The sequence below is a fragment of the Pseudomonas sp. GW460-LB5 genome (assembly GCF_059423245.1).
The window spans coordinates 196612-219127 of sequence record NZ_JBWKXT010000001.1 but is presented as its reverse complement, the minus strand read 5'-3'; the positions used below and the strand labels follow the sequence as shown (position 1 = coordinate 219127).

23 protein-coding genes are annotated in these 22516 nt (G+C 63.7%); 14 read left to right on the top strand and 9 right to left on the bottom strand.

The features are described from left to right. Positions 1-48: 48 nt before the first annotated feature. The 5 genes from AC07XM_RS01060 to AC07XM_RS01040 all read right to left on the bottom strand — a co-directional run bounded on the left by AC07XM_RS01060 (position 49) and on the right by AC07XM_RS01040 (position 4172). Positions 49-1206, bottom strand: a complete 1158-nt coding sequence (locus AC07XM_RS01060; protein WP_016488905.1) for a phospholipase D-like domain-containing protein — start codon at positions 1204-1206, stop codon at positions 49-51. Position 1207: 1 nt separating this feature from the next. Then, positions 1208-1789 (bottom strand): YceI family protein, encoded by a 582-nt coding sequence (locus AC07XM_RS01055; protein ID WP_016488906.1) that lies wholly within the window; start codon positions 1787-1789, stop codon positions 1208-1210. A gap of 44 nt (positions 1790-1833) precedes the next feature. Continuing rightward, positions 1834-2130: an amidase gene (locus AC07XM_RS01050; protein ID WP_102689319.1), complete on the bottom strand. Its 297-nt coding sequence runs from the start codon at positions 2128-2130 to the stop codon at positions 1834-1836. Then, complete coding sequence (locus tag AC07XM_RS01045; RefSeq protein WP_102689318.1) at positions 2127-3209, bottom strand: serine hydrolase domain-containing protein; 1083 nt, start codon at positions 3207-3209, stop codon at positions 2127-2129. Before AC07XM_RS01045 ends, AC07XM_RS01050 begins: the two co-directional genes overlap by 4 nt. A 75-nt stretch (positions 3210-3284) precedes the next feature. Then, positions 3285-4172, bottom strand: coding sequence for an acyl-CoA dehydrogenase middle domain-containing protein (locus tag AC07XM_RS01040; protein WP_095116027.1), 888 nt, complete (start codon positions 4170-4172; stop codon positions 3285-3287). A gap of 159 nt (positions 4173-4331) precedes the next feature. Between AC07XM_RS01040 and olsB the strand changes: the two genes are divergently transcribed. Both olsB and AC07XM_RS01030 read left to right on the top strand, forming a co-directional pair. Beyond that, complete coding sequence (gene olsB, locus AC07XM_RS01035; protein ID WP_016488910.1) at positions 4332-5087, top strand: L-ornithine N(alpha)-acyltransferase; 756 nt, start codon at positions 4332-4334, stop codon at positions 5085-5087. Beyond that, complete coding sequence (locus AC07XM_RS01030) at positions 5087-5875, top strand: lysophospholipid acyltransferase family protein (RefSeq protein WP_016488911.1); 789 nt, start codon at positions 5087-5089, stop codon at positions 5873-5875. The genes olsB and AC07XM_RS01030 overlap by 1 nt, the downstream gene beginning before the upstream one ends. 68 nt (positions 5876-5943) lie before the next feature. Here AC07XM_RS01030 and AC07XM_RS01025 read toward each other — a convergent pair whose 3' ends face one another. Next, entirely contained in the window at positions 5944-6531 is a 588-nt protein-coding gene (locus AC07XM_RS01025; protein WP_095116029.1) for an acyl carrier protein phosphodiesterase, read from the bottom strand. 150 nt (positions 6532-6681) lie between these two features. Here AC07XM_RS01025 and AC07XM_RS01020 point away from each other — a divergent pair, with 150 nt between their 5' ends. Together AC07XM_RS01020 and AC07XM_RS01015 are read left to right on the top strand one after the other, a co-directional pair. Continuing rightward, positions 6682-6984: an ArsR/SmtB family transcription factor gene (locus AC07XM_RS01020; RefSeq protein ID WP_016488913.1), complete on the top strand. Its 303-nt coding sequence runs from the start codon at positions 6682-6684 to the stop codon at positions 6982-6984. 17 nt (positions 6985-7001) lie between these two features. Beyond that, complete coding sequence (locus AC07XM_RS01015; RefSeq protein WP_016488914.1) at positions 7002-8051, top strand: alkene reductase; 1050 nt, start codon at positions 7002-7004, stop codon at positions 8049-8051. Positions 8052-8191: 140 nt separating this feature from the next. Here AC07XM_RS01015 and AC07XM_RS01010 read toward each other — a convergent pair whose 3' ends face one another. The 3 genes from AC07XM_RS01010 to AC07XM_RS01000 all read right to left on the bottom strand — a co-directional run bounded on the left by AC07XM_RS01010 (position 8192) and on the right by AC07XM_RS01000 (position 11084). After that, positions 8192-9061 (bottom strand): ATPase, encoded by an 870-nt coding sequence (locus tag AC07XM_RS01010; protein ID WP_102689317.1) that lies wholly within the window; start codon positions 9059-9061, stop codon positions 8192-8194. A gap of 87 nt (positions 9062-9148) precedes the next feature. Beyond that, positions 9149-10144 (bottom strand): NAD-dependent epimerase/dehydratase family protein, encoded by a 996-nt coding sequence (locus AC07XM_RS01005; RefSeq protein WP_060517495.1) that lies wholly within the window; start codon positions 10142-10144, stop codon positions 9149-9151. 49 nt (positions 10145-10193) lie between these two features. Next, on the bottom strand, positions 10194-11084 hold the full coding sequence (locus AC07XM_RS01000; protein ID WP_016488917.1) for a LysR family transcriptional regulator ArgP: 891 nt from the start codon (positions 11082-11084) through the stop codon (positions 10194-10196). Positions 11085-11185: 101 nt separating this feature from the next. On the opposite strand from AC07XM_RS01000, the gene AC07XM_RS00995 reads away from it, so the two are divergent. The 10 genes from AC07XM_RS00995 to AC07XM_RS00950 all read left to right on the top strand — a co-directional run bounded on the left by AC07XM_RS00995 (position 11186) and on the right by AC07XM_RS00950 (position 22511). Beyond that, the gene (locus AC07XM_RS00995; protein WP_016488918.1) at positions 11186-11785 is read left to right on the top strand and encodes a LysE/ArgO family amino acid transporter; all 600 of its coding nucleotides are present in this window, start codon (positions 11186-11188) and stop codon (positions 11783-11785) included. Between the two features lie 196 nt (positions 11786-11981). Beyond that, on the top strand, positions 11982-12578 hold the full coding sequence (locus AC07XM_RS00990; protein ID WP_016488919.1) for a superoxide dismutase: 597 nt from the start codon (positions 11982-11984) through the stop codon (positions 12576-12578). Positions 12579-12828: 250 nt separating this feature from the next. Further along, positions 12829-14883: a putative bifunctional diguanylate cyclase/phosphodiesterase gene (locus AC07XM_RS00985; protein ID WP_016488920.1), complete on the top strand. Its 2055-nt coding sequence runs from the start codon at positions 12829-12831 to the stop codon at positions 14881-14883. Between the two features lie 158 nt (positions 14884-15041). Continuing rightward, positions 15042-16379, top strand: a complete 1338-nt coding sequence (locus tag AC07XM_RS00980) for an imelysin family protein (RefSeq protein WP_016488921.1) — start codon at positions 15042-15044, stop codon at positions 16377-16379. A gap of 142 nt (positions 16380-16521) precedes the next feature. Next, positions 16522-17004: a hypothetical protein gene (locus AC07XM_RS00975; RefSeq protein ID WP_024717456.1), complete on the top strand. Its 483-nt coding sequence runs from the start codon at positions 16522-16524 to the stop codon at positions 17002-17004. Positions 17005-17017: 13 nt separating this feature from the next. Further along, positions 17018-17404, top strand: a complete 387-nt coding sequence (locus AC07XM_RS00970; protein ID WP_016488924.1) for a hypothetical protein — start codon at positions 17018-17020, stop codon at positions 17402-17404. Positions 17405-17514: 110 nt separating this feature from the next. Then, positions 17515-18942, top strand: a complete 1428-nt coding sequence (locus AC07XM_RS00965) for a di-heme oxidoreductase family protein (protein WP_102689316.1) — start codon at positions 17515-17517, stop codon at positions 18940-18942. A 20-nt stretch (positions 18943-18962) separates the two neighbouring features. Next, complete coding sequence (locus AC07XM_RS00960) at positions 18963-20027, top strand: imelysin family protein (protein WP_060517493.1); 1065 nt, start codon at positions 18963-18965, stop codon at positions 20025-20027. A gap of 2 nt (positions 20028-20029) precedes the next feature. Beyond that, the gene (locus AC07XM_RS00955) at positions 20030-21127 is read left to right on the top strand and encodes a DUF1513 domain-containing protein (RefSeq protein WP_016488927.1); all 1098 of its coding nucleotides are present in this window, start codon (positions 20030-20032) and stop codon (positions 21125-21127) included. Positions 21128-21362: 235 nt separating this feature from the next. Beyond that, entirely contained in the window at positions 21363-22511 is a 1149-nt protein-coding gene (locus AC07XM_RS00950; RefSeq protein WP_016488928.1) for an efflux RND transporter periplasmic adaptor subunit, read from the top strand. The last annotated feature ends 5 nt before the right edge of the window (positions 22512-22516 follow it).

Genomic DNA, 22516 nt, shown 5'->3' with positions numbered 1-22516 from the left:
ACCCACTCCTTCGGTTAACCGTAAACAGTCAATGCACGATAGCCGCTGTCAGTCACGGCGGTCGAGCACGTTGACTACCAGTCGGTCGATCCAGCCCCAGATTCGTTGTTTAACCCGGCGCCACAGGGGTCGGGCATGCCAGTGGTCGAGGTCGACTTCCTCGCTCAAGGCAAAGTCGCGCTCGAAGCTGGCCACCACCGCGGCCGTCAACGGCGGGTCCAGCGCCTCAATGTTGGCCTCAAGGTTGAACCGCAGGTTCCAGTGGTCGAAGTTGCACGAACCGACGCTGACCCAGTCGTCCACTACAACCATCTTCAGGTGCAGGAAGCACGGTTGGTACTCGAAAATCCGCACACCGGCGCGCAGCAGGCGGGGGTAGTAGCGGTGCCCGGCGTAGCGGACCGACGGGTGGTCAGTGCGTGGGCCGGTCAGCAACAGCCGCACGTCAAGCCCCTTGCTGGCAGCACGGCGCAAAGAACGGCGCACGCTCCAGGTCGGCAGAAAGTATGGCGTGGCCAGCCATACCCGCTGCTTGCCACTGTTCAGCGCCCGCACCAGCGAATGCAGGATGTCCTGATGCTGGCGGGCGTCGGCATAAGCTACCCGCCCCATGCCCTGGCCCTGCGCAGGCACCTTGGGCAAACGGGGCAGGCCGAAGCCCTCGGCAGGGCGCCAGGCGGTGCGGCGGTTGTTGGCGCCCCACTGGCGGTCGAACAGCAACTGCCAGTCGGTTACCACCGGCCCCTGAATCTGTACCATCACCTCATGCCATTCGCTGGTCGCGTCGCCCGGGGTCCAGAACTCGTCGGTAACCCCTGTGCCGCCCACCACCGCCCAGCGTTCGTCCACCAGCAGCAGCTTGCGGTGGTCGCGGTACAGGTTGCGCAAGCCGCGCTTCCAGCGCAGACGGTTATACCAGCGCAGGTACACACCTGCCTCCAGCAAGCGTTGGCGCAGGGCGCTGTTGAAGGCCAGCGAGCCATAATCATCGAACAGGCAGCGCACCCGCACGCCACGCCGTGCGGCCTGCTCCAGCGCCTCGACCACCGCCTCGGCACAGGCGCCAGCCTCGACCAGGTACAGCTCCAGGTCAACCTGGAACTCGGCACGCACGATGGCTGCGAGCATGCGCGGAAAGAACTCGGGGCCGTCGATCAGCAGTTCGAACTGGTTGCCATCCCGCCAGGGGAAGACCGGGCCCGGCATGTCAGCGGGCGGTGAAAATCAGCACCGCGCTAACCGGCACCGACGGGTTGATGGACGTGAGCCCGGCAAACTTGCGCAAGGTTTGCAGCCCTGGCAGCAGCCCGAAATCCTCGGCACGCAACACCAGGGGTTCGAGTGTCACGACCTGAAAGCGCCGCTCGTCCAGGCGGGTGGCCAACAACAGGGCGTTGTAGCTGTGCGACTGGCCATGCAGGGTAACGGTGAGCGGCAGGCGCAGTTCGATCTGGGCACCGTTGGCCAAGTCGTTGATCGGCCGCAGGTCCAGCTGCGCCCGCACCTTGGCTTCGGCAAAACGCTCGACCTCGAACAGGTCCTCACGCATGCGCTCGTCACGCAGTGCAATGCCACTGCTCACCGAATCCATCTCGATGCTCAGCCCCGCCACGCCTTTGCGGTCGACCGTGCCATGCAGCACCAGAAAGCGGTGCACTTCGGCAGTGTCACCGTTTTTGCCGGTAATGAACGACAGGCGCGACGATTCGCCATCGAGGTGCCAATTGGCGTGGGCAGGCAGGCACAAAGCCAGCAACAAGGCGGGCAGCAGACGGGGCAGCTTGAACATGACAGATCTCGTGAAACCAGGCCGCCAACCTTACCCGCCCGCCTTCATGGCAGCAAGCGGCAGCCCTCGTGCGGGCCCCGCCAGCTAGCCTGATTGCGCCGCCCCAACCCCTCGGCAGTGACTCGTCGCTGCGGGCTGTTTTCCTCCAGCAGGCTCAGCGGCAGCCATTGCTTTACATAGCCTTGGCAGTAGGCCTGCCCGAAGCCCATGACGAAGCGGCACGAGCAGTATTCCTTGGCCGAGTAGGCCGAGAGGATGCCGGGGAAATCAGCCAACGCCTGACGCTCCTGCCAGGCCCAGAACACAAGGCCCAGCAACACCAGCAACAAGGCCCGCTTCATGTGCCCTCCCGGGGCACTGCCGCCAGTACCCGCTTGAGCAGTTCGTCGTGCTGGTAGCAGCCGTCGCGGTCATCGGCATAGCGCACGATCACCAGCTTTTGCGCGGGCAGCACGTACAGCGCCTGGCCCCAGTGGCCAAGGGCGGCGTAGGTGTCTTCGGGTGCACTCGGCCAAGGCCGTTGGCCGCCGGCCAACGGCCGGTTGAGCCACCAGTGGCCGCCAGGGTTGGCCTCACCGGGCACAGGTTCGGCATGGGTAAACGCTGTTCGGTTGAAGGCCACCCAGGCCGTGGGCAGCAGTTGCCGGCCTTGCCAGCGCCCGTCACGCTGCATCAGCAAGCCGATTCGCGCCAGGTCGCGGGCGCTGAGGTACAGATAGGAAGAGCCCACGTAGGTGCCCGCCCCGTCACGCTCCCACACCGCGCTGTCGATACCTAACGGGCTGAACAGCGCGTGCCAGGGGTAATCGGGGTACTGCCCGGCATCGAGCATGCCGCGCAGTGCAGCCGCCAGCAGGTTGCTGTCACCACTGGAATAGAGAAAACGCTCACCGGGGCTGGCCGCCGCACCCCGCGCCGCCGTATAGGCCGCCATGTCCTCGCGGCCACGGGTGTATAGCATGGCCACCACTGATGACTTGAGGGGGGCGTATTCGTAGTCTTCCTGCCAGTCCAGGCCACTGGCCCAGTGCAGCAGATCGGCCATGCGTATGCCGGGATGGCCGCGCATGGCGGGATAGAAACGGGTGACCGGATCTTTCAGCTGGAAGCGCCCTTCGCCTTGGGCCACGCCCATCAGCGTGGCGAGTACGCTCTTGCTTACCGACCAGGTCAGGTGCGCGGTGGCGGCAGTGGTGGGGGCGGTGTAGCGCTCGTGGAGGATACGGCCATCGCGGATGATCAGCAGCGCGTCGGTGCGGATGCCGCTGCGGTCGGGGGCAGTGCGAGGGGGGAAGGCGTAGGCGTCGACGGCTTGCCAGTCGAAACGGGCAGGATCGTTCTGCCAGTCAGGGTCAGGCCAGTCCTCGGCTTCGGCGGTTGCCAAGGCCAGGCAAAGAACCAATAGCAGACCTTTCAGCATTGTGTTTCAGCTCGAAATTTTGGGGCCGCCTTGCGGCCCCCCGGGATCATCGGTTCACAAAAACCTATCAGGCCTTCATGACAATCCCGCAGCCGCCCAAGCCTTGTTCAGGCGCTGCTCGCGCGCCGCCGCGGCCAACGCCATCACCCCTTGGTCACGCTGCCAGATTTGCGCCCAATGCACCGGCCCTGCCGCCAATGCTGCGTCGATCGCCCCCCGCAACGCCTGGAACTGCGCAAACAAACCACCCAACAGCAAATGGCCATCCGTGCAGTCGGCACACTGCCGGCTACCCTCGGCACACCCGGCCAGCAGCCCAAGCAGTTGCAGGCGTAAAGCCTGCGGCCAGGCGCTTTCCTGCCCCACGCCATACAACCAGGCCGTCAGTGCCGTGAGCACATACAAGTCCTCCAGCGAGCGAAACGGCTTCACATAAGCATCCCAGCCGTCACCGGCCAGCAGCTCGCACGCCGCCTGTTCCAGCAGCAAGCGCCCATGGCCCACCTCCGGCATCAACGGCAAGGTCGGCAATGGCTCCAGGGTCACGCCGGGCTCCCCGGGGTACACCACCGCCAGGTTCAATTGTGGCGCCGCGCCTGCGGTTTCGCTGCGCGCCGCCACCAGCAGCCACTCCGCCTCCAGCCCGGCGGTGACGAAGTCCTTGCTGCCGGTCAGGCGCAAGCCGTCCAGGCGCGTGTGCATGTCCGCCGGCCGCACGCTGCGCCGCTCGGTCGCGCACAGCGCGCCGAGGCTGGACGGTGCACTGGGCCACAGCACGCGCAAGGCGGCCTGGTAACCCACCAGAAAAGCCAGGCCCGGCGTGGCCATCGCGCGCCCGCCCAGTGCCGCCAGTTCGAAGGGGACAACCGGGCCGAGGCGCTCGAGCAGCGCGGCATAGGTTTCGCCCAGAGTGCCCGCCGGCGCGTGGCGAAGCGGGTCGTTCAATCGTTGCAACCAGGCCATGGGACGGCTCCTTGCTGGGGCTTTCTGGTCAAGGTTTGGGGGGTGTCACGCAAGCATCACCAAAGATTCACAGGGGTGACACCGCGTCTACCTAGGCTGACTTTGCACAACAAAGCCGACCGGCCGCAACCCTTCATGGCTGGCTTATGGAGACTCGTAATGACTCGGATCGCTCATTCTGGCGACAACAGCACTGAACGCCGTCTGCAAGCCGAACGCCTGGTTGGCGCCGCGGCGCTGCAAGAGGCCCAGGCCCTGCGCTTCAAAGTGTTCAGCGCAGAATTCAAGGCCAAGCTCAAGGGTGCCGAGCACGGCCTGGACATGGACGACTACGACGTGCACTGCCGCCACATTGGTGTACGCGACCTGAGCACAGGCGAGCTGGTGGCCACCACCCGCCTGCTCGACCACCAGGCCGCCAGCAGCCTGGGCCGCTTCTACAGTGAAGAAGAATTCCGCCTGCACGGCCTGTTGCAGCTGCAGGGCCCGATCCTCGAACTGGGCCGCACCTGCGTAGCCCCCGACTACCGCAACGGCGGCACCATCGCCGTGCTGTGGGGTGAACTGGCCGAGGTGCTCAACGAGGGCCGCTACAGCTACCTGATGGGCTGTGCCAGCATCCCGATGCAGGACGGCGGCGTGCAGGCCCATGCCGTGATGCAGCGCCTGCGTGATCGCTACCTGTGCAACGAGCACCTGCGGGCCGAGCCAAAGAACCCGCTGCCAAGCCTGGCGTTGCCGGGCAACGTCATCGCCGAAATGCCACCGCTGCTCAAGGCCTACATGCGCCTGGGCGCAAAGATTTGCGGCGAGCCTTGTTGGGACGAGGACTTCCAGGTGGCCGACGTATTCATCCTGCTCAAGCGCGATAATCTCTGCCCGCGGTACGCCCGGCACTTCAAGGCGGCGGTCTGATGCAGAAGCTGCGGGTAGTAGCCCGCCTGACCCGACTGCTGCTCGTGCTGTTGCTGGGTATGTTCATGGCCAGTCTTATTGCCCTCGGCGAACGCCTCGGTTTCAAAGCTCCCCTTGAGCGCCGCCAGCGCTGGACCTGCCTGTTCATGAAACGCCTGGTCGCCGCCCTGCCCTTCAACGTGCGTGTAGTCGGCGAACTGCCGCAGCGGCCGATGCTGTGGGTCAGCAACCACGTTTCGTGGACCGACATCCCCCTGCTCGGCATGCTGCTGCCGCTGTCGTTCCTGTCCAAGGCTGAAGTGCGTCATTGGCCGGTGGCCGGTTGGCTGGCGGAAAAAGCCGGCACACTGTTCATTCGCCGTGGTGGTGGCGACAGCCAGCGCCTGCACGAACAGATCGCCGGGCAACTGGGGCTGGCGCGCCCCCTGCTGATCTTCCCCGAAGGCACCACTACCTGCGGTCGCAACTTGCGCACCTTCCATGGCCGCCTGTTGGCAGGTGCCATCGACCGGGGCGCGGCGGTGCAGCCGGTGGCTATCCAGTATCTGCGTGATGGCCAGATCGATCCGATTGCGCCGTTCATTGGCGACGATGATCTGGTGTCGCACCTGATGCGCCTGTTTGCCCAGCCGCGAGGCGAGGTGTGCATTCACTTGCTGCCACCTATCGGCAGCGTGGGCAAGGAGCGTGCGGTGCTGGCGTTGCAAGCACAGCAGGCGATTCACCTGGCTTTGTTCGGGGTTGAAGAAGTTGAAGCAGTGCCAAGGCGGCCGGCGCGGGCTGCCTGAGCCTGGCGTGGGCAAGCTGGCGCCTGTGAGATCGAGCGCCGCGCGGGCGGCGCTGGATCTCACAGGCGCTACAAGTCCTCAGCCCTACGCTGCGCCGCCGCAAAAGCCTGTAACTGGGGATAGAACTCGCGAAAATCCGCCAGCAGCGGCTCATACAGCCGCTCCAGTTCCACCATTACCCCGGCCATCCCCTCAGGCCGCGACAAGCGTCGGGCAATGCCGTTGAACACCTGTTCCAGCGTGGCAAAATCGCCATAAGCCCCTAGCCAGTCATCCGCTGCCATGAACGGCGCAATCCGCGCCAATCGCCCCGGCAGCTCGGGCTCCGCCAGCAGCACCCTGTAAAACGCGCCAGTAAACTGCGCCAGTGGCTGCTCGGCGTAGTGGCCCCAATGCCGCGCCAGGCAATGGTCGAAGAAGACATCCAGCACGATGCCGGCAAAGCGCCGCCGCTCGCGCGGAAAGCGCGCCAGTGCCGCCAGCACCAGCGGATGCTGATCGGTGTAGCTGTCGATATGCCGGTGCAGCCGGATAGCCGCCTCCAGCGCAGGAGGGAAGCGCCCTTCCAGCGAGCCTTTGACAAAATCGCCATACAGGCTGCCAAGCAGTTGTTGCGGCGCCGGGCCGCCCAGGTGCAGGTGTGCGAGGTAGTTCATGGGCGAAGTCTACCACCGCTCTGCCTTATATCGTTGTAACGCGATATACCGATTCGCGCTCAGCTCAGAACCTCTTGGTATTTGTATATCGGGAACAGCCGATTTACATTTCGCTCTATCGCGATATACCGCTACAACGAGCCTCAACCCATGCCTCTTGATCTCGACGAAATCATAAAAGCGCTGGCCCATCCGGTCAGGCGAGAAATCCTCAGCTGGCTGAAAGACCCGGCAACGCAATTCCCCGACCAGTACCACAGCACCGAAAACGGTGTGTGTGCCGGGCAGATCGACCAACGCTGCGGCCTGTCGCAGTCGACCGTCTCCGCCCACCTGGCCACCTTGCAGCGCGCCGGGCTCATCAGCAGCCAGAAGATTGGCCAATGGCACTTCTTCAAACGCAACGAAGCCACCATTGAGGCATTCCTCGAACAACTTCGCCAAACACTTTGACAAGGCAGGTAACCGCTATGACCACGCTTTTCGATCCGATCACCCTGGGCGACCTGCAACTGCCCAACCGCATCATCATGGCCCCGCTCACCCGCTGCCGTGCCGACGAAGGCCGCGTGCCCAATGCGCTGATGGCCGAATACTATGTACAGCGCGCCAGCGCCGGGCTGATCCTCAGCGAAGCGACTTCGGTCACTGCCATGGGCGTCGGCTACCCGGATACCCCCGGTATCTGGAACGATGAGCAGGTGCGTGGCTGGAACAACGTCACCAAGGCCGTGCACGCCGCCGGCGGGCGCATCTTCCTGCAGCTGTGGCACGTTGGCCGTATTTCCCACCCCAGCTACCTGAACGGCGAGCTGCCGGTGGCCCCCAGCGCAATCCAGCCCAAGGGCCATGTAAGCCTGGTGCGCCCGCTAAGTGACTACCCCACCCCGCGCGCGCTGGAAACCGAGGAAATCAACGACATCGTCGAGGCCTACCGCAGCGGTGCCGAAAACGCCAAGGCTGCCGGTTTCGATGGTGTAGAGATTCACGGCGCCAACGGTTACCTGCTCGACCAGTTCCTGCAAAGCAGCACCAACCAGCGCACTGACCTCTACGGAGGGTCGCTGGAAAACCGTGCACGCCTGCTGCTGGAGGTGACCGATGCGGCCATCGAAGTGTGGGGCGCAAACCGCGTAGGCGTGCACCTGGCGCCGCGTGCCGATGCTCACGACATGGGTGATGCCGACCGCGCCGAAACCTTCACCTACGTGGCTCGCGAGCTGGGCAAGCGAGGCATTGCCTTTATCTGCTCGCGGGAGCGGGAAGCCGATGACAGCATCGGCCCATTGATCAAAGAGGCATTCGGCGGCCCGTACATCGTCAACGAGCGGTTTGACAAGGCCAGCGCCAATGCGGCCTTGGCCAGTGGCAAGGCCGATGCAGTGGCGTTTGGCGTGCCGTTCATCGCCAACCCCGACCTGCCGGCGCGGCTGGCGGCGGATGCGCCATTGAACGAGGCGCGGCCTGAGACTTTCTATGGCAAGGGGCCGGTGGGGTACATCGATTATCCGCGGTTGTAATCACGATTGCCGGGGCCGCTTTGCGGCCCATCGCGACACAAGGCCGCTCCCACAGGGATAAGCACAGCCCTCAAGGTAGCGCCGAACTTGTGGGAGCGGCCTTGTGTCGCGAAAGGAGGGCAAAGCCCTCCCGCGCTCTGTTACGGCCGGGCGTTGATCTGCTGCTGCAGGTTCTGAATCTGGCTCTGCAGCGTATTCAGGTTGCGCGTCGTCTGCGCACGGAAGGCATCGAATTCCTGCACCGACGCACCACCGGACGCTGCCGCAGCCGGGCGGTTGTCGATCTGGCTCTTCAACACCAAAATATCCTGTTCCAGGCCCTGGATTGCCGCGCTCGGGTTGCCCTGCTTCTTCAGCGCCGCCACATCGCTGCCCAGGCTCTTGAGCTGCCCGTCCAGCGTGCCGCCATCCACCTGCGCGGCCTTCAGCGCGGCAACCTGCTCGTTCAGGCCCTTCAACTGGGCATCCAGCTTGCCGCCATCAACCTGCCCTGAACGCAACGCGGCCAGCTCGCCATTCACCAGCTTCAACTGCGCCTGCAGCTGGCTTTGCAGCTCGGTCACAGCTTTCTGCTGTTCACGGGTATCGGCCAGCACCTGCTCCAGGCGCTTACCCAGGTCGCCGGTCTGCCCGGCTACGCCTTGCTGCAACTGGCGCAACTGCTGCTTCAGCGCCTCGCTGCTGGTATTAACACCGGACTCGCTGGCCTCTACCTTGCCACTGATCGCCTGCAAGCGCCCGGCTGCTTCTTCACTGATGCGGGCAAAGCTCTCCTGGGTCGCCACCAGTTGCTGCTCCATCAGCGAGATCTGCTGGAAGCTCCACCAGCCCAGGCCCGCCAACGCGATGAACGAAGCGCAAAGCAGCGCCCACAACGGCCCCGTGCTGGCACCACGGGCGGCTTTCTGCCGGCTGCGCACCACGTGCGCCGGTATCAGTTCGTCATCATCAACGGTGCCCGCCCGCAAGGTAGGCACATCATCGTAGTCATCGTGAGCATGGTTACGCATGGATACATTCAACCGCGGTAGTCGCACAGAGGCACGAGTATAAACCGCAAGCGCGGCGCATTGATGACCATTGTCAGCCAGACGGCCTCACTGCGCAGGCGGCAAATGCTTCCACCAGCCGCAGAATTCATCCAGTGCCGTCCACAGGCTGACCTTGGGCTGGTAGTCCAGGTACTGCCGGGCGCGGCTGATATCCAAGGTGAAGTCACGGCTCATCACCTGCATCCCCAGGCGCGACAAGGTCGGTTGCGGGCGCCCCGGCCACAACATGCAAGCGGCCTCATTCAGCGCGGCCAGGCTATAGGCCAGGCCGTAGGAGCGGTAGCGGGTCACCTGTGGCAGTTGCATCTGGCGCATCACGTAGTTGACCACGTCCCACAGCGGCAGCGGCTGGCCGTTGCTGATGTTGTAGGCCTGGCCCAGCGCACGCTCGTCGGCGAACAACGCGCTGAGCAGTGCTTCGTTGAGGTTGTGCACGCTGGTGAAATCGACTTTGTTCAAACCGTTGCCGATGATCGCCATGCGGCCTTTGCGCTGCATCTGCATCAGCCGCGGAAAAATGCTGGCATCGCCGGCACCGGTGACAAAGCGCGGGCGCAGCGCCAGTACTTCGAGGCCGAACTCCTGGGCCCCGAACACTTTTTGCTCGGCCAGGTGCTTGGTTTGCCCATAATGGTCGTGAAAACGGCGCGGCACTTGCTCTTCACGGATGTCCAGGCGCGAACGGCCATTGAAATAGATCGAAGGCGACGACAGGTGCACCAGGCGCCGCACATGTTCCTTCAGGCAGCCCTCGACCACGTTTTCGGTGACGACCACATTGCCTTGGTAGAAGTCCTGGTAGCGCCCCCAGTTGCCCACTGCGCCGGCGCAGTGCACCACCGCCTCGATGCCTTGGCACAGGCGGCGGGCCAACTCGGGGTCGCCCAGGTCGCCAGGGATGAACTGGGCGCCGCGCTTGACCAGGTGCTCGACCCCTTCGGCGCGGCGGCCGCTGACCCGCACGTCCAGGCCCTGCTCCAGGGCGTAGCGCGCAAAGCGCCCGCCAATGAAGCCACTCGCGCCGGTGACCAGAATTCGCATGTAAGACTCCGTCTTGCCAGATTTCAGATGCAACTGACGCCAGCCGTGGCTACAAGGGCACCAGCCATTGCCGTGCGGTGTGCCGCAGGTGGTCGGTCAGTTGCGCGAGCAATTGCCCGCCATTGCGCCAATGATGCCAGTACAGCGGCACGTCGATGGGGGTATCGCTGCAGATTTCCACCAACTGCCCGTTGGCCAGTTGCTCACGGGCCTGCAATTCGGGCACCAGCCCCCAGCCCAGCCCGGCCTCGGTCATGCGCAGGAAGCCTTCGGATGACGGGCACAGGTGGTGCAGGAAACCATCCTCGATGCCCAGTGAGGCCAGATAGCGATGCTGCAGGAAATCATCCGGGCCGTACACGATCGCCGGGGTGCGGGCCAGGCGGCTGGCGACAAAGCCTTGGGGGAAATGCCGCGCCATGAACCCGGGGCTGGCCAATGCCCGGTAGCGCATGGCCCCCAGCAGCAGGCTGCGCGCCCCGGCTACCGGGCGTTCACTGCCACACAGGCAGGCCGCCACTTCGCCAGCACGCATGCGCTTCAGGCCCACTTCCTGGTCTTCTACGACCAGGTCGGTCAATACGTTCTGCTGCGCACAGAAGTTGCCCACCGCACCGGCCCACCAGGTGGCCAGGCTATCGGCGTTGAGCGCAATGCGCAGGCGTTCCGGCATGCCCTCCTCGTCCAGCGCCGGCACCTGGCGCTGCAAGTCTCGTTCAAGCAGGCGCACCTGCTGCACATGGTTGAGCAACTGGCGACCGACTTCGGTTGGGCTGGGCGGCGCGGCACGTACCAGCACGGGCTGCCCGACCCGCGCTTCGAGCAGCTTGATGCGCTGGGAGATGGCCGACTGCGACAAGCCCAGCACTTGCGCGGCACGCTCGAAACCACCCTGTTCGATCACCGCCGCCAGGGCGGCCAGCAACTTGTAGTCGAACATCGATTTTCCTAATGACGGATCAGCTTTATTTGTTTTTCTTATACAGCGCAAGCCACCACAATGGCCAGCATCTTTAAGGTTCCTTTTATGGAGAGCACGCCATGTGGCAAAGCTATCTCAACGGCATGCTGGTGGCCTTCGGCCTTATCATGGCCATTGGCGCACAGAACGCCTTCGTCCTCGCCCAGAGCCTGCGCCGTGAGCACCACTTGCCGGTAGCAGCATTGTGCATCGTCTGCGATGCCCTCCTGGTGGCTGCCGGGGTATTCGGCTTGGCCACGGTGCTGGCCCACAACCCGACCTTGCTGGCGGTGGCGCGTTGGGGCGGCGCCGTGTTCCTGGTCTGGTACGGCGCCAAGGCGCTGCGCAGCGCCTGTTCCAGCCAGAGCCTGAAGCATCAGCAGGGCCAGGGCGTACGCTCGCGCCGTGCCGTGCTGCTCAGTGCCCTGGCGGTGACGCTGCTGAACCCGCACGTCTACCTCGATACGGTGTTGCTGATCGGTTCGCTGGGCGCCCAGCAGACTGAGCCTGGCGCCTATGTGGCCGGGGCGGCCAGTGCCTCGCTGCTGTGGTTCTCGACCCTGGCGATTGGCGCGGCCTGGCTGGCACCGTGGCTGGCACGGCCGGCGACCTGGCGCATGCTCGACCTCATGGTGGCGGTGATGATGTTCGCAGTGGCGGCGCAACTGATCTTTTCCTGAACAGACACCACCGGTCGGTATCGTGTAACCGCTCTGGAACCTCTATTCCCTATCTTTGTTGCGTGGTTATGCGCCGGGGCTGGTGCTATGATCGGCCCCTTGCGTCGCAAAGAGTACAAACTCGCCGACGCTCATAGGGCCGCCCGTGATCGGCCCTGCGCAAACCGCGAACTAGACCTGAATCAGGAGATCCACCATGGCTTTTGAATTGCCGCCGCTGCCGTACGCCCACGATGCCCTGCAGCCGCACATCTCCAAGGAAACCCTGGAGTTTCACCACGACAAGCACCACAACACCTATGTCGTGAACCTGAACAACCTGGTCCCAGGCACCGAATTCGAAGGCAAGACCCTGGAAGAGATCGTCAAGAGCTCTTCGGGCGGCATCTTCAACAACGCCGCTCAGGTCTGGAACCACACCTTCTACTGGAACTGCCTGTCGCCAAACGGCGGCGGCCAGCCTACCGGTGCCCTGGCTGAGGCCATCAACACCGCTTTCGGTTCCTTCGACAAGTTCAAGGAAGAGTTCACCAAGACTTCGGTTGGCACCTTCGGTTCCGGCTGGGGCTGGCTGGTGAAGAAAGCTGACGGTTCCCTGGCCCTGGCCAGCACCATCGGCGCCGGCTGCCCGCTGACCAGCGGCGACACCCCGCTGCTGACCTGCGACGTCTGGGAACACGCCTACTACATCGACTACCGCAACCTGCGTCCGAAGTACGTCGAGGCGTTCTGGAACCTGGTCAACTGGGCCTTCGTTGCCGAGCAGTTCGAAGGCAAGACCTTCAAGGCCTGAGTCATCCAGCCTTGATCAAAAAACCCGGCCATGTGCCGGGTTTTTTTGTGCCTGTATCAGACGCGAAGAGGCCTGCACGGTTTTGCTTGCTCAGCCTGCATAGCGCGCTAACATCAAACCTCTGGAAGATTGACACAGCGCACTCAAGTTGCGGGGGCAGGCAACCGATACACTGCTCATGATCGGCCGATAGTGTATCGTCATCGTTGATGGCAAAATGATGCCATGCGCATGGATTAAGGAAACCCCATTGAAGCTGGAATTGCGGAACAGCTTGTCGGTCAAGTTGCTCAGGGTCGTGCTGCTGTCGGCGTTGGCGGTTGGCGTCGTGCTCAGCTGTGCGCAAATTGTCTACGACACCTACAAGACCCGCCAGGCCGTGAACAACGATGCCCAGCGCATCCTCGACATGTTCCGCGACCCCTCCACCCAGGCGGTATACAGCCTCGACCGCGAAATGGGCATGCAGGTGATGGAAGGCCTGTTCCAGGACGAATCGGTGCGCATGGCGTCCATCGGCCACCCCAACGAAACCATGCTGGCCGAAAAGTCCCGCCCGCTGCAGGACATGCCCATGCGCTGGCTGACCGACCCGATCCTCGGCCAGGAACGCACCTACACCACGCAACTGGTCGGCCGCGGCCCCTATAGCGAATACTACGGCGACCTGAGCATTACCCTCGACACCTCGTCCTACGGCGAAGACTTCCTGATCAACGCGGTGATCATCTTCATTTCCGGCGTACTGCGGGCCTTGGCCATGGGCCTGGTGTTGTACCTGGTCTACCACTGGCTGCTGACCAAACCGCTGTCCAAGATCATCGAGCACCTCACCCAGATCAACCCCGACCGCCCGAGCCAGCACCAGATCCCGCTGCTCAAGGGCCACGAGAAGAACGAACTGGGTCTCTGGGTCAACACGGCCAACCAGTTGCTGGCGTCGATCGAGCGCAACACTCACCTACGCCATGAAGCCGAAAACAGCCTGCAGCGCATGGCCCAGTACGATTTCCTCACAGGCCTGCCCAACCGCCAGCAACTGCAGCAGCAACTGGACAAGATCCTCGTCGATGGCGGTCGCCTGCAACACCGTGTGGCAGTGTTGTGCGTGGGCCTGGACGATTTCAAGGGCATCAACGAACAGTTCAGCTACCAGGTTGGTGACCAACTGCTACTGGCCTTGGCCGACCGCCTGCGCGCCCACAGCGGCCGCCTGGGCGCCCTGGCGCGGCTGGGTGGTGACCAGTTTGCCTTGGTACAGGCCAATATCGAGCAGCCCTACGAGGCGGCCGAACTGGCGCAGAGCATCCTCGACGACCTGGAAGTGCCGTTCGACCTCGACCACCACCAGCAGATCCGTCTGCGCGCCACCATCGGCATCACCCTGTTCCCCGAAGACGGCGACAGCACCGAGAAGCTGCTGCAGAAAGCCGAACAGACCATGACCCTGGCCAAGGCCCGTTCGCGCAACCGCTACCAGTTCTACATTGCCAGCGTCGACAGCGAGATGCGCCGCCGCCGCGAGCTGGAAAAGGACCTGCGCGAAGCCCTTCCGCGCAACCAGCTGTACCTTGTGTACCAACCACAGATCAGCTACCGCGACCACCGTGTGGTCGGCGTCGAGGCGCTGCTGCGCTGGCAGCATCCAGAGCTGGGCATGGTGCCACCGGACCAGTTCATTCCGCTGGCCGAACAGAACGGCAGCATCATCAGCATTGGCGAATGGGTACTGGACCAGGCTTGCCGGCAACTGCGCGAATGGCACGACCAGGGCTTCAGCGAGCTGCGCATGGCGGTCAACCTGTCCACCGTGCAGCTGCACCACAGTGAACTGCCACGGGTGGTCAACAACCTGCTGCAGGCCTACCGTCTGCCGCCACGCAGCCTGGAGCTGGAAGTCACCGAAACCGGCCTGATGGAAGACATCAGCACTGCCGCCCAGCACCTGCTGAGCCTGCGCCGCTCCGGGGCGCTGATTGCCATCGACGACTTCGGCACCGGCTATTCGTCGCTCAGCTACCTGAAATCGCTGCCACTGGACAAGATCAAGATCGACAAGAGCTTCGTCCAGGACCTGCTGGACGACGATGACGACGCCACCATCGTTCGCGCCATCATCCAGCTGGGCAAGAGCCTGGGCATGCAGGTGATCGCCGAAGGCGTGGAAACCGCCGAACAGGAAACCTACATCATTGCCCAAGGCTGCCACGAGGGCCAGGGCTATCACTACAGCAAGCCGCTGTCAGCCCGTGAACTGACCCACTTCCTCAAGCAGGCGCAGCGCAATCAGGTTTCGATGCTCTGAGCCGGCAGGCCTGGTTATAGGCTGTGACCTGCATTTACATGAATTGCGCGCCCGCCCCTTTACAGCAAATGCAAATCTTTCGCATGATGTTGCGCTTTCGCGTGCCACGGCGCACGGCCCACCCCTTGGTCCAACCACACGACGCAGGAAAACCAACAATGATTCGAATGCCTCTGGCCTCCGCCAGTCTGCTGGCCATTGCCATCGCTCTCGCCGGTTGCGGTGAAGGCAAGGACGACAAAGCCGCCGCGCCGCAAGCTCAGGCACCTGCCGCCGCCAGCACCACCGCTGCTGCGCCTGGGGCTGTTGACGAAGCCGCCGGCAAAGCCGTGGTCAAGCACTACGCCGAAATGGTCTACGCCGTGTACAGCGACTCGCTGAGCACCGCCAAGACCCTGCAGAGCGCAGTCGATGCGTTCCTGGCCAAGCCCAACGACGAAACCCTGAAAGCCGCCAAGCAAGCCTGGGTCGCCGCGCGCGTACCGTACCTGCAGACCGAGGCCTTCCGCTTCGGTAACACCATCATCGACGACTGGGAAGGCCAGGTGAACGCCTGGCCGCTGGACGAAGGCCTGATCGACTACGTCGACAAGAGCTACGAGCACGCCCTGGGCAACCCGGCTGCTGGTGCCAACATCATCGCCAACACCGAGATCCAGGTGGGCGAAGAGAAGGTCGACGTCAAGGACATTACCCCTGAAAAACTGGCCAGCCTGAACGAGCTGGCTGGCTCCGAGGCCAACGTTGCCACCGGCTATCACGCCATCGAGTTCCTGCTCTGGGGCCAGGACCTGAACGGTACCGGTCCAGGCGCTGGCAACCGCCCGGCGTCCGACTACCTGGAAGGCCAAGGCGCTACCGGTGGCCACAACGACCGCCGCCGTACCTACCTGAAAGCGGTCACCGACCTGCTGGTCACCGACCTCGAAGAGATGGTCGGCAACTGGGCACCGAACGTGGCCGACAACTACCGCGCCAAGCTGGAAGCCGAGCCTGTCAACGACGGCCTGCGCAAGATGCTGTTCGGCATGGGGAGCCTGTCGCTGGGTGAACTGGCGGGTGAGCGCATGAAGGTTTCGCTGGAAGCCAACTCGCCGGAAGACGAGCAGGACTGCTTCAGCGACAACACTCACTACTCGCACTTCTACGACGCCAAGGGCATCCGCAATGTCTACCTGGGCGAGTACACCCGCCCGGACGGCACCAAGGTCAGCGGCCCGAGCCTGTCGTCGCTGGTGGCCAAAGCCGATCCTGCTGCCGACGCCACCCTCAAGGCCGACCTGGAAGCCACTGAAGCCAAGATCCAGGTGATGGTCGACCACGCCCTTAAAGGCGAGCACTACGACCAGTTGATTGCAGCTGACAATGCTGCCGGCAACCAGATCGTGCGTGATGCCATCGCGGCCCTGGTCAAACAGACCGGCTCGATTGAACAGGCCGCTGGCAAGCTGGGCATTGCCAATCTGAACCCGGACACTGCGGACCACGAGTTCTGATCCTGCTGTAGCGCCTCATCGCAAACGCCCGGCCTAGTGCCGGGCGTTTTCATTTGTAGGCCTGGTAAAGCGCTTCCTGCTGCCTGAGGTACACGCAAGTGCCCATCCTGTAGCCCTTCAAGCAACCCAAACAGGAGGCAAAGTGCTGCAGATTCTTGATGTCTGGGGCGAAGGCCGAATCGTCCAGCGTGTAAATGGGAGGAACCTTGTTACCGGATTCACCCATGCCTACAACCTGAACAAGGCGGGCCAGCTCATCTCCAACGGGCCGTTTACGGGTAGGCATATTCCCAACCTGATTGTCGTATACGAATACGATGCTCCGGATTTTCCCCTCGACGATCACGCAGTCCCTCACGTAACGCTGATGGGCGCTCCGATCACCCACCATGTGGCCGAGGAAATCTGCCGGGTTGTTGCACGCCCCGGCAAGGTTTACCTGTACGACCCCAACGAAACCGACCGCAAAATGTTCGAGGCCGTTGCCTTCGCCCAGGGGCTGCAGCCAATGGGCCGCTTCGTGCCCGCTGAACTCGCGCCGCCTTTCAACGAGATCACCCTGCTCGCAGCCTACGTCTACCGCACCCCGACGGCCCCGTTGCCACGCCCGGAAATCCAACACTAGAAGGAAACGCCAAATGGCCAGCCTCACCTACCTGCACTCCATCGCCAACAACACGCCCTATACCCTGACCCTGATCGACGGTGAAAACCGCAGCCAGAGCCTGGCAATAGGCGCCCAGCAAGCATGGAATGGCTCGCTCGCCGTGCCCTGGATCGGCAAATCGAGTGAAAACCACAAGGCCTTGCGCTTGATCCTCGGCCCGAATGCCGAGACCAACATCTGGGTATTTCAGGATTACTGGCAGCCCGCGCACAAGGATGCAATCAAGTGCCTCACCGCCTCATCCATGGAGTACGCCAGCGAGGAAGTCATCGAGGTCCCAGGCGACAACCGTGATGGCGGTAGCAAGAACCTGATCATCAGCCTGGTCAACAGAGAGTTCAAACTGTTGATGGCCTGAGCCCCCTCGGCAGCGACGATTTCATCAAGCAAACGCAAATTGCTCTTATTCAATGATCCTGGGCCTGCTAAGCTTGCACGCCGGTTTTTCGCTCACGCCCAGGATCCTTGATGTCCTCGTCGCTGTTCCGACTCTCTCCTCTGCTGCTGGCCTTTGCCCTCGCCGCCTGTGACGACGCCCCGCGTTTCACCCAGGCCGAGCCTGGCGAAGCATTGTCGGCCGGCAAGGCGACCGTGCAGCGCACTGACCGCAACGCCTATTCCCTGCCTTCGGCCAACCTCTCGCCCGAGCGCCGCGTGGACTTCGCCGTGGGCAACAGTTTCTTCCGCAACCCCTGGGTCATCGCGCCGTCCACCACCACCGCCCGCGACGGGCTGGGCCCGCTGTTCAACACCAATGCCTGCCAGAACTGCCATGTTCGCGATGGCCGTGGCCACCCGCCAGCGCCGGGTGACAGCAACGCGGTGGGCATGCTGGTACGCCTGTCGATCCCCGACCAGCCCTACCTGGCCAAAGTGATCGAGCGCCTCGGCGTGGTACCGGAGCCGGTGTACGGCACCCAGCTGCAGGACATGGCCATCCCCGGCGTGGCGCCTGAAGGCAAGGTGCGGGTCAGCTATACACAGCAAACCGTGTCGTTCAAGGACGGCCACCAGGTCGAACTGCGCAAACCTGCCCTGCAGATCACCCAGCTCGGCTATGGCGTGATGCACCCCGACACGCGGTTTTCGGCGCGGGTCGCCCCGCCCATGATCGGCCTGGGCCTGCTCGAAGCCATTCCCGAAGCCGACCTGCTGGCCAACGAAGACCCGGACGACCGCAACCACGATGGCATCCGCGGGCGGGCCAACCGGGTGTGGGACGATGCCCAGGGCAAGACCGTGATCGGCCGCTTCGGCTGGAAAGCCGGTCAGCCCAACGTCAACCAGCAGAACGTGCATGCCTTTGCCGGTGACATGGGCCTGACCAGCACCCTGCAGCCACACGATGATTGCACCCCGGCCCAGGCCGACTGCCTGGCCGCACCCAACGGCGACGGCGCCAACGGCGAGAAAGAAGTCAGCGACAACATCCTGCGCCTGGTGACCTTCTACACCCGCAACCTGGCCGTGCCGGCCCGCCGCGATGTGGGCGCGCCGCAGGTGCTGGCGGGCAAGAACCTGTTCTACCAGGCTGGCTGCCAGGGTTGCCACACACCGCAGTTCACCACGGCTGCCGAGACTACCGAACCAGAACTGGCCAACCAGGTCATCCGCCCCTACAGCGACCTGTTGCTGCATGACATGGGCCCAGGCCTGGCCGACGAACGCACCGAATTCGCCGCCAACGGCCAAGACTGGCGTACCGCGCCACTGTGGGGCATCGGGCTGAGCGAAACAGTGGCAGGCCACAGCCAGTTCCTGCATGACGGCCGCGCCCGCAACCTGCTTGAAGCCGTGCTCTGGCATGGTGGTGAAGCCGAGGCGGCACGCAACTTCGTACTCACTTTCAATGCCGAGCAACGCACTGCGTTGCTGGCGTTCCTGAACTCACTTTAAAACGCGCTAAGGAGCCGGGCATGTTCCGACCCAAACTGTTGTTCACCAGCCTCGCCGCACTCGCCCTCGGCGCCTGCTCGCCGCAGGACCCGCAAGCCGTGACCTCCGCCGCCATCGCCAAGCAAGTGATCCTGCCCACCTACAGCCGCTGGGTCGAAGCCGACCGCACGCTGGCCGCCAGCGCCCTGGCCTACTGCGAAGGCAAGGAAGACCTGGCCAAGGCCCGCGCCGACTTCCTCAACGCGCAGAAGGCCTGGGCCGAGCTGCAGCCGCTGCTGGTCGGCCCGTTGGCCGAAGGCAACCGCGCCTGGCAGGTGCAGTTCTGGCCCGACAAGAAGAACCTGGTCGGCCGCCAGGTCGAACAGCTCGTCAATGGCGACAAGCCGGTCGATGCCGCGACTCTGGGCAAGGCCAGCGTGGTGGTACGTGGCTTGTCAGCCTACGAGTACATCCTGTTCGACAGCAAGCCGGACATCGCCACTGCCGAGCAGAAAGCCCGCTACTGCCCGCTGCTGGTGGCCATCGGTGAACACCAGAAGGTCCTGGCCGAGGAGATCCTCAAGGGCTGGAACAGCACCGACGGCATGCTTTCGCAGATGACCAAGTTCCCGAACCAGCGCTACGCAGACTCTCACGAGGCAATCGCAGACCTGCTGCGCTCCCAGGTCACCGCCCTGGATACCCTGAAGAAGAAGCTGGGTGCGCCGATGGGTCGCCAGAGCAAGGGCATCCCGCAGCCGCTGCAAGCCGAAGCCTGGCGCAGCCACAATTCGCTGAAGAGCCTGGAGGCCACCCTCAAGGCCGCCGAAACCGTTTGGGTCGGGGTCGACAACCAGGGCCTGCGCGGCCTCCTGCCCAGCGATCAGAAAGCGCTGGCAGACAAGATCGACGCCGCCTACGCTACCTCGCTCAAACTGCTGGCCGACAACCAGAAAACGCTCGGTGAGCTGCTGGCCGACGACGCAGGCCAGCAAACCCTCAACCAGCTCTACGACAGCCTCAACGCCGTCCATCGCCTGCACGAAGGCGAGCTGGCCAAGGCGCTGAACATCCAGCTGGGCTTCAATGCCAACGACGGTGACTGATCATGCTGCGACGCCAGGCACTCAAACTCGGTAGCGTATTGCTCAGCGCCCTCACCTTGGGCGGCTGGAGCCTGTTCCGCAACAAAGGCAGCGAACCTTTGCTGCTCTCGGCGCGTGACGATGGCGACGGCAAGCACTATGCCGTCGGTTTTCGCCTGGACGGCACCCAGGTATTCAGCACCCAGGTCGCCCAGCGTTGCCATGCCATCGTCCACCACCCCGAGCAGCCGATCGCCTTGTTCGTCGCCCGCCGCCCCGGTACCGAAAGCTACCTGGTCGACTTGCGCGACGGGCGCCTGCTGCAAACGGTGGTTTCGCAGCCTAACCGGCACTTCTACGGCCACGCGGTGGTACACAAGGGCGGCGAATGGCTGTATGCCACCGAGAACGACACCACCGACCCGGGGCGCGGCGTGCTTGGCGTATACCGTTTCGAGGGCGAACGCCTGGTGCACACCGGCGAGATCCCGACCCACGGCATTGGCCCGCATGAGGTCGCCTGGCTGCCCGATGGTGAAACACTGATCGTGGCCAATGGCGGTATCCGTACCGAAGCCGAAAGCCGGGTAGAGATGAACCTCGACGCCATGCAGCCAAGCCTGGTGCTGATGCAGCGCGACGGTACCCTGCTGAGCAAGGAAACCTTGGCCCAGCAGATGAACAGCGTGCGCCACCTGGCGGTGGGCAGCGATGGCACCATTGCTGCCTGCCAGCAGTTCATGGGCGATGCCGACGAAACTGCCGAGCTGTTGGCGATCAAACGCCCGGGCGAGCCGTTCAAGGCCTTCCCGGTGCCGGAACGCCAGTTGCAGGCCATGGCCCAGTACACTGCCAGTGTCGCCATCCACAGCGAACTGCGACTGGTGGCGCTGACTGCGCCAAGGGCCAACCGCCTGTTCGTCTGGGACCTGGACAGCGGCGCGGTGCGGCTGGACGCGCCCATGCCCGATTGCGCGGGGGTTGGCGCGGTGAAAGACGGCTTTGTCGTCACCTCCGGGCAGGGCCGTTGCCGCTTCTACGATTGCCGCAAGGCCGAGCTGGTCGGGCAGCCGATGAACCTGCCGTCCGGTTTCTGGGACAATCACCTGCATCTTGTCTGATTGATCCGCTGCCTGCACCGGCCCTATCGCCGGCAAGCCAGCTCCCACAGGTACACCACAGGTCCTGAAACCTACGGTGTACCTGTGGGAGCTGGCTTGCCGGCGATAGGGCCGGTGCAGACAATTCACTCCCCTTCAATCAAAAAACAGTCAATACTTCCCCCATCCACACGTGGGCAGGATCGCCCGTTGTCGTGTCCAGGCTAATAACAACCGTATCCAGGGAACCGGACCTATGCTGCGCCGCCGCATGCTGATCATGTTGGCCGTGGTTCTGCTGATCGTGCTGGCCTTGGGGGGCTACAAGGCTTTCTCCATCTACCAGCAGATCCAGATGTTCACTGCCCCCAAGCCGCCCATCACCGTAGCGGCAGCCTTGGCCGAACAGCGCCAGTGGCAGGAGCGCCTGCCCGCCGTCGGCAGCCTCAAGGCCCTGCAGGGTGTGGAACTGAGCCTGGAGGTAGAAGGGATCGTCAAATCCCTGCACTTCGACTCGGGCCAGCAGGTCAAGGCCGGGCAACTGCTGCTGCAACTCAACGACGACCAGGAAACGGCCCTGCTCGGCACCGCCCAGGCTGACCTGGGCCTGGCCAAGGTCGATTTTGGCCGGGGCAGCCAGCTGGTCGGTGACTCGGCCATCTCCCGTGGCGAGTTTGATCGCCTAAGCTCCCAGTACCGCCGAAACCAGGCGGTGGTCGAGCAGCTCAAGGCGCAGAAGATCAAGAAGAGCATCAACGCCCCGTTCAGCGGCACCATCGGCATCCGCCAGGTAGACATCGGCCAATACCTCGCCGCCGGCACGATGATCGCCACCCTGCAGGATACGTCCAGCCTGTACGTCGACTTCAACGTACCGGAACAGGCCCTGCCGAAGCTGAGCCTGGGCCAGCAGGTGCTGTTACAGGTGGCCGCCTACCCGGGCCAGACCTTCCCCGCCAGCCTCAGCGCCATCAACCCCAAGGTGGAAGAAACCACACGCAACCTGCTGGTCCGTGCCGTCCTGGCCAACCCCGACGGCAAGCTGCTGCCAGGCATGTTCGCCAACCTGCTGATCTTGTTGCCCAACCCTCAATCACAAGTGGTGGTGCCGGAAAGCGCGATCACCTACACCCTGTATGGCAACTCGGTGTACGTCGCCACGCCAAAGAAGGACAAGGATGGCCAGCCCGAAACCGACGACAAGGGCCAACCCAGGCTGGTCGCCGAACAACGCACGGTTCAAACCGGCGAGCGCCGCGACGGTGTGGTGGTGGTCAGCAAGGGCCTGCAGGCCGGCGAACAGGTGGTCACCGCCGGGCAACTGAAGCTCACCCCGGGCGCCGCGATCCGCATCGGCCAGGACCAAGCCCTCAAGCCCGAACAGGGCGTCCCGGGCAAGGACTGACAGGA

What these genes read in the sequence shown, in the direction of transcription:
- AC07XM_RS01025 (WP_095116029.1), bottom strand. Translation starts at nt 6,531, where the DNA reads ATGAACTACCTCGCACACCTGCACCTGGGCGGCCCGGCGCCGCAACAA.
- AC07XM_RS00995 (WP_016488918.1), top strand. Translation starts at nt 11,186, where the DNA reads ATGTGGCAAAGCTATCTCAACGGCATGCTGGTGGCCTTCGGCCTTATC.
- AC07XM_RS01040 (WP_095116027.1), bottom strand. Translation starts at nt 4,172, where the DNA reads ATGGCCTGGTTGCAACGATTGAACGACCCGCTTCGCCACGCGCCGGCG.
- AC07XM_RS01050 (WP_102689319.1), bottom strand. Translation starts at nt 2,130, where the DNA reads ATGAAGCGGGCCTTGTTGCTGGTGTTGCTGGGCCTTGTGTTCTGGGCC.
- AC07XM_RS01060 (WP_016488905.1), bottom strand. Translation starts at nt 1,206, where the DNA reads ATGCCGGGCCCGGTCTTCCCCTGGCGGGATGGCAACCAGTTCGAACTG.
- AC07XM_RS01000 (WP_016488917.1), bottom strand. Translation starts at nt 11,084, where the DNA reads ATGTTCGACTACAAGTTGCTGGCCGCCCTGGCGGCGGTGATCGAACAG.
- olsB (WP_016488910.1), top strand. Translation starts at nt 4,332, where the DNA reads ATGACTCGGATCGCTCATTCTGGCGACAACAGCACTGAACGCCGTCTG.
- AC07XM_RS00970 (WP_016488924.1), top strand. Translation starts at nt 17,018, where the DNA reads ATGGCCAGCCTCACCTACCTGCACTCCATCGCCAACAACACGCCCTAT.
- AC07XM_RS00990 (WP_016488919.1), top strand. Translation starts at nt 11,982, where the DNA reads ATGGCTTTTGAATTGCCGCCGCTGCCGTACGCCCACGATGCCCTGCAG.
- AC07XM_RS00980 (WP_016488921.1), top strand. Translation starts at nt 15,042, where the DNA reads ATGATTCGAATGCCTCTGGCCTCCGCCAGTCTGCTGGCCATTGCCATC.
- AC07XM_RS00960 (WP_060517493.1), top strand. Translation starts at nt 18,963, where the DNA reads ATGTTCCGACCCAAACTGTTGTTCACCAGCCTCGCCGCACTCGCCCTC.
- AC07XM_RS01045 (WP_102689318.1), bottom strand. Translation starts at nt 3,209, where the DNA reads ATGCTGAAAGGTCTGCTATTGGTTCTTTGCCTGGCCTTGGCAACCGCC.
- AC07XM_RS01055 (WP_016488906.1), bottom strand. Translation starts at nt 1,789, where the DNA reads ATGTTCAAGCTGCCCCGTCTGCTGCCCGCCTTGTTGCTGGCTTTGTGC.
- AC07XM_RS00955 (WP_016488927.1), top strand. Translation starts at nt 20,030, where the DNA reads ATGCTGCGACGCCAGGCACTCAAACTCGGTAGCGTATTGCTCAGCGCC.
- AC07XM_RS01015 (WP_016488914.1), top strand. Translation starts at nt 7,002, where the DNA reads ATGACCACGCTTTTCGATCCGATCACCCTGGGCGACCTGCAACTGCCC.
- AC07XM_RS01030 (WP_016488911.1), top strand. Translation starts at nt 5,087, where the DNA reads ATGCAGAAGCTGCGGGTAGTAGCCCGCCTGACCCGACTGCTGCTCGTG.
- AC07XM_RS01005 (WP_060517495.1), bottom strand. Translation starts at nt 10,144, where the DNA reads ATGCGAATTCTGGTCACCGGCGCGAGTGGCTTCATTGGCGGGCGCTTT.
- AC07XM_RS00950 (WP_016488928.1), top strand. Translation starts at nt 21,363, where the DNA reads ATGCTGCGCCGCCGCATGCTGATCATGTTGGCCGTGGTTCTGCTGATC.
- AC07XM_RS00965 (WP_102689316.1), top strand. Translation starts at nt 17,515, where the DNA reads ATGTCCTCGTCGCTGTTCCGACTCTCTCCTCTGCTGCTGGCCTTTGCC.
- AC07XM_RS01010 (WP_102689317.1), bottom strand. Translation starts at nt 9,061, where the DNA reads ATGCGTAACCATGCTCACGATGACTACGATGATGTGCCTACCTTGCGG.
- AC07XM_RS01020 (WP_016488913.1), top strand. Translation starts at nt 6,682, where the DNA reads ATGCCTCTTGATCTCGACGAAATCATAAAAGCGCTGGCCCATCCGGTC.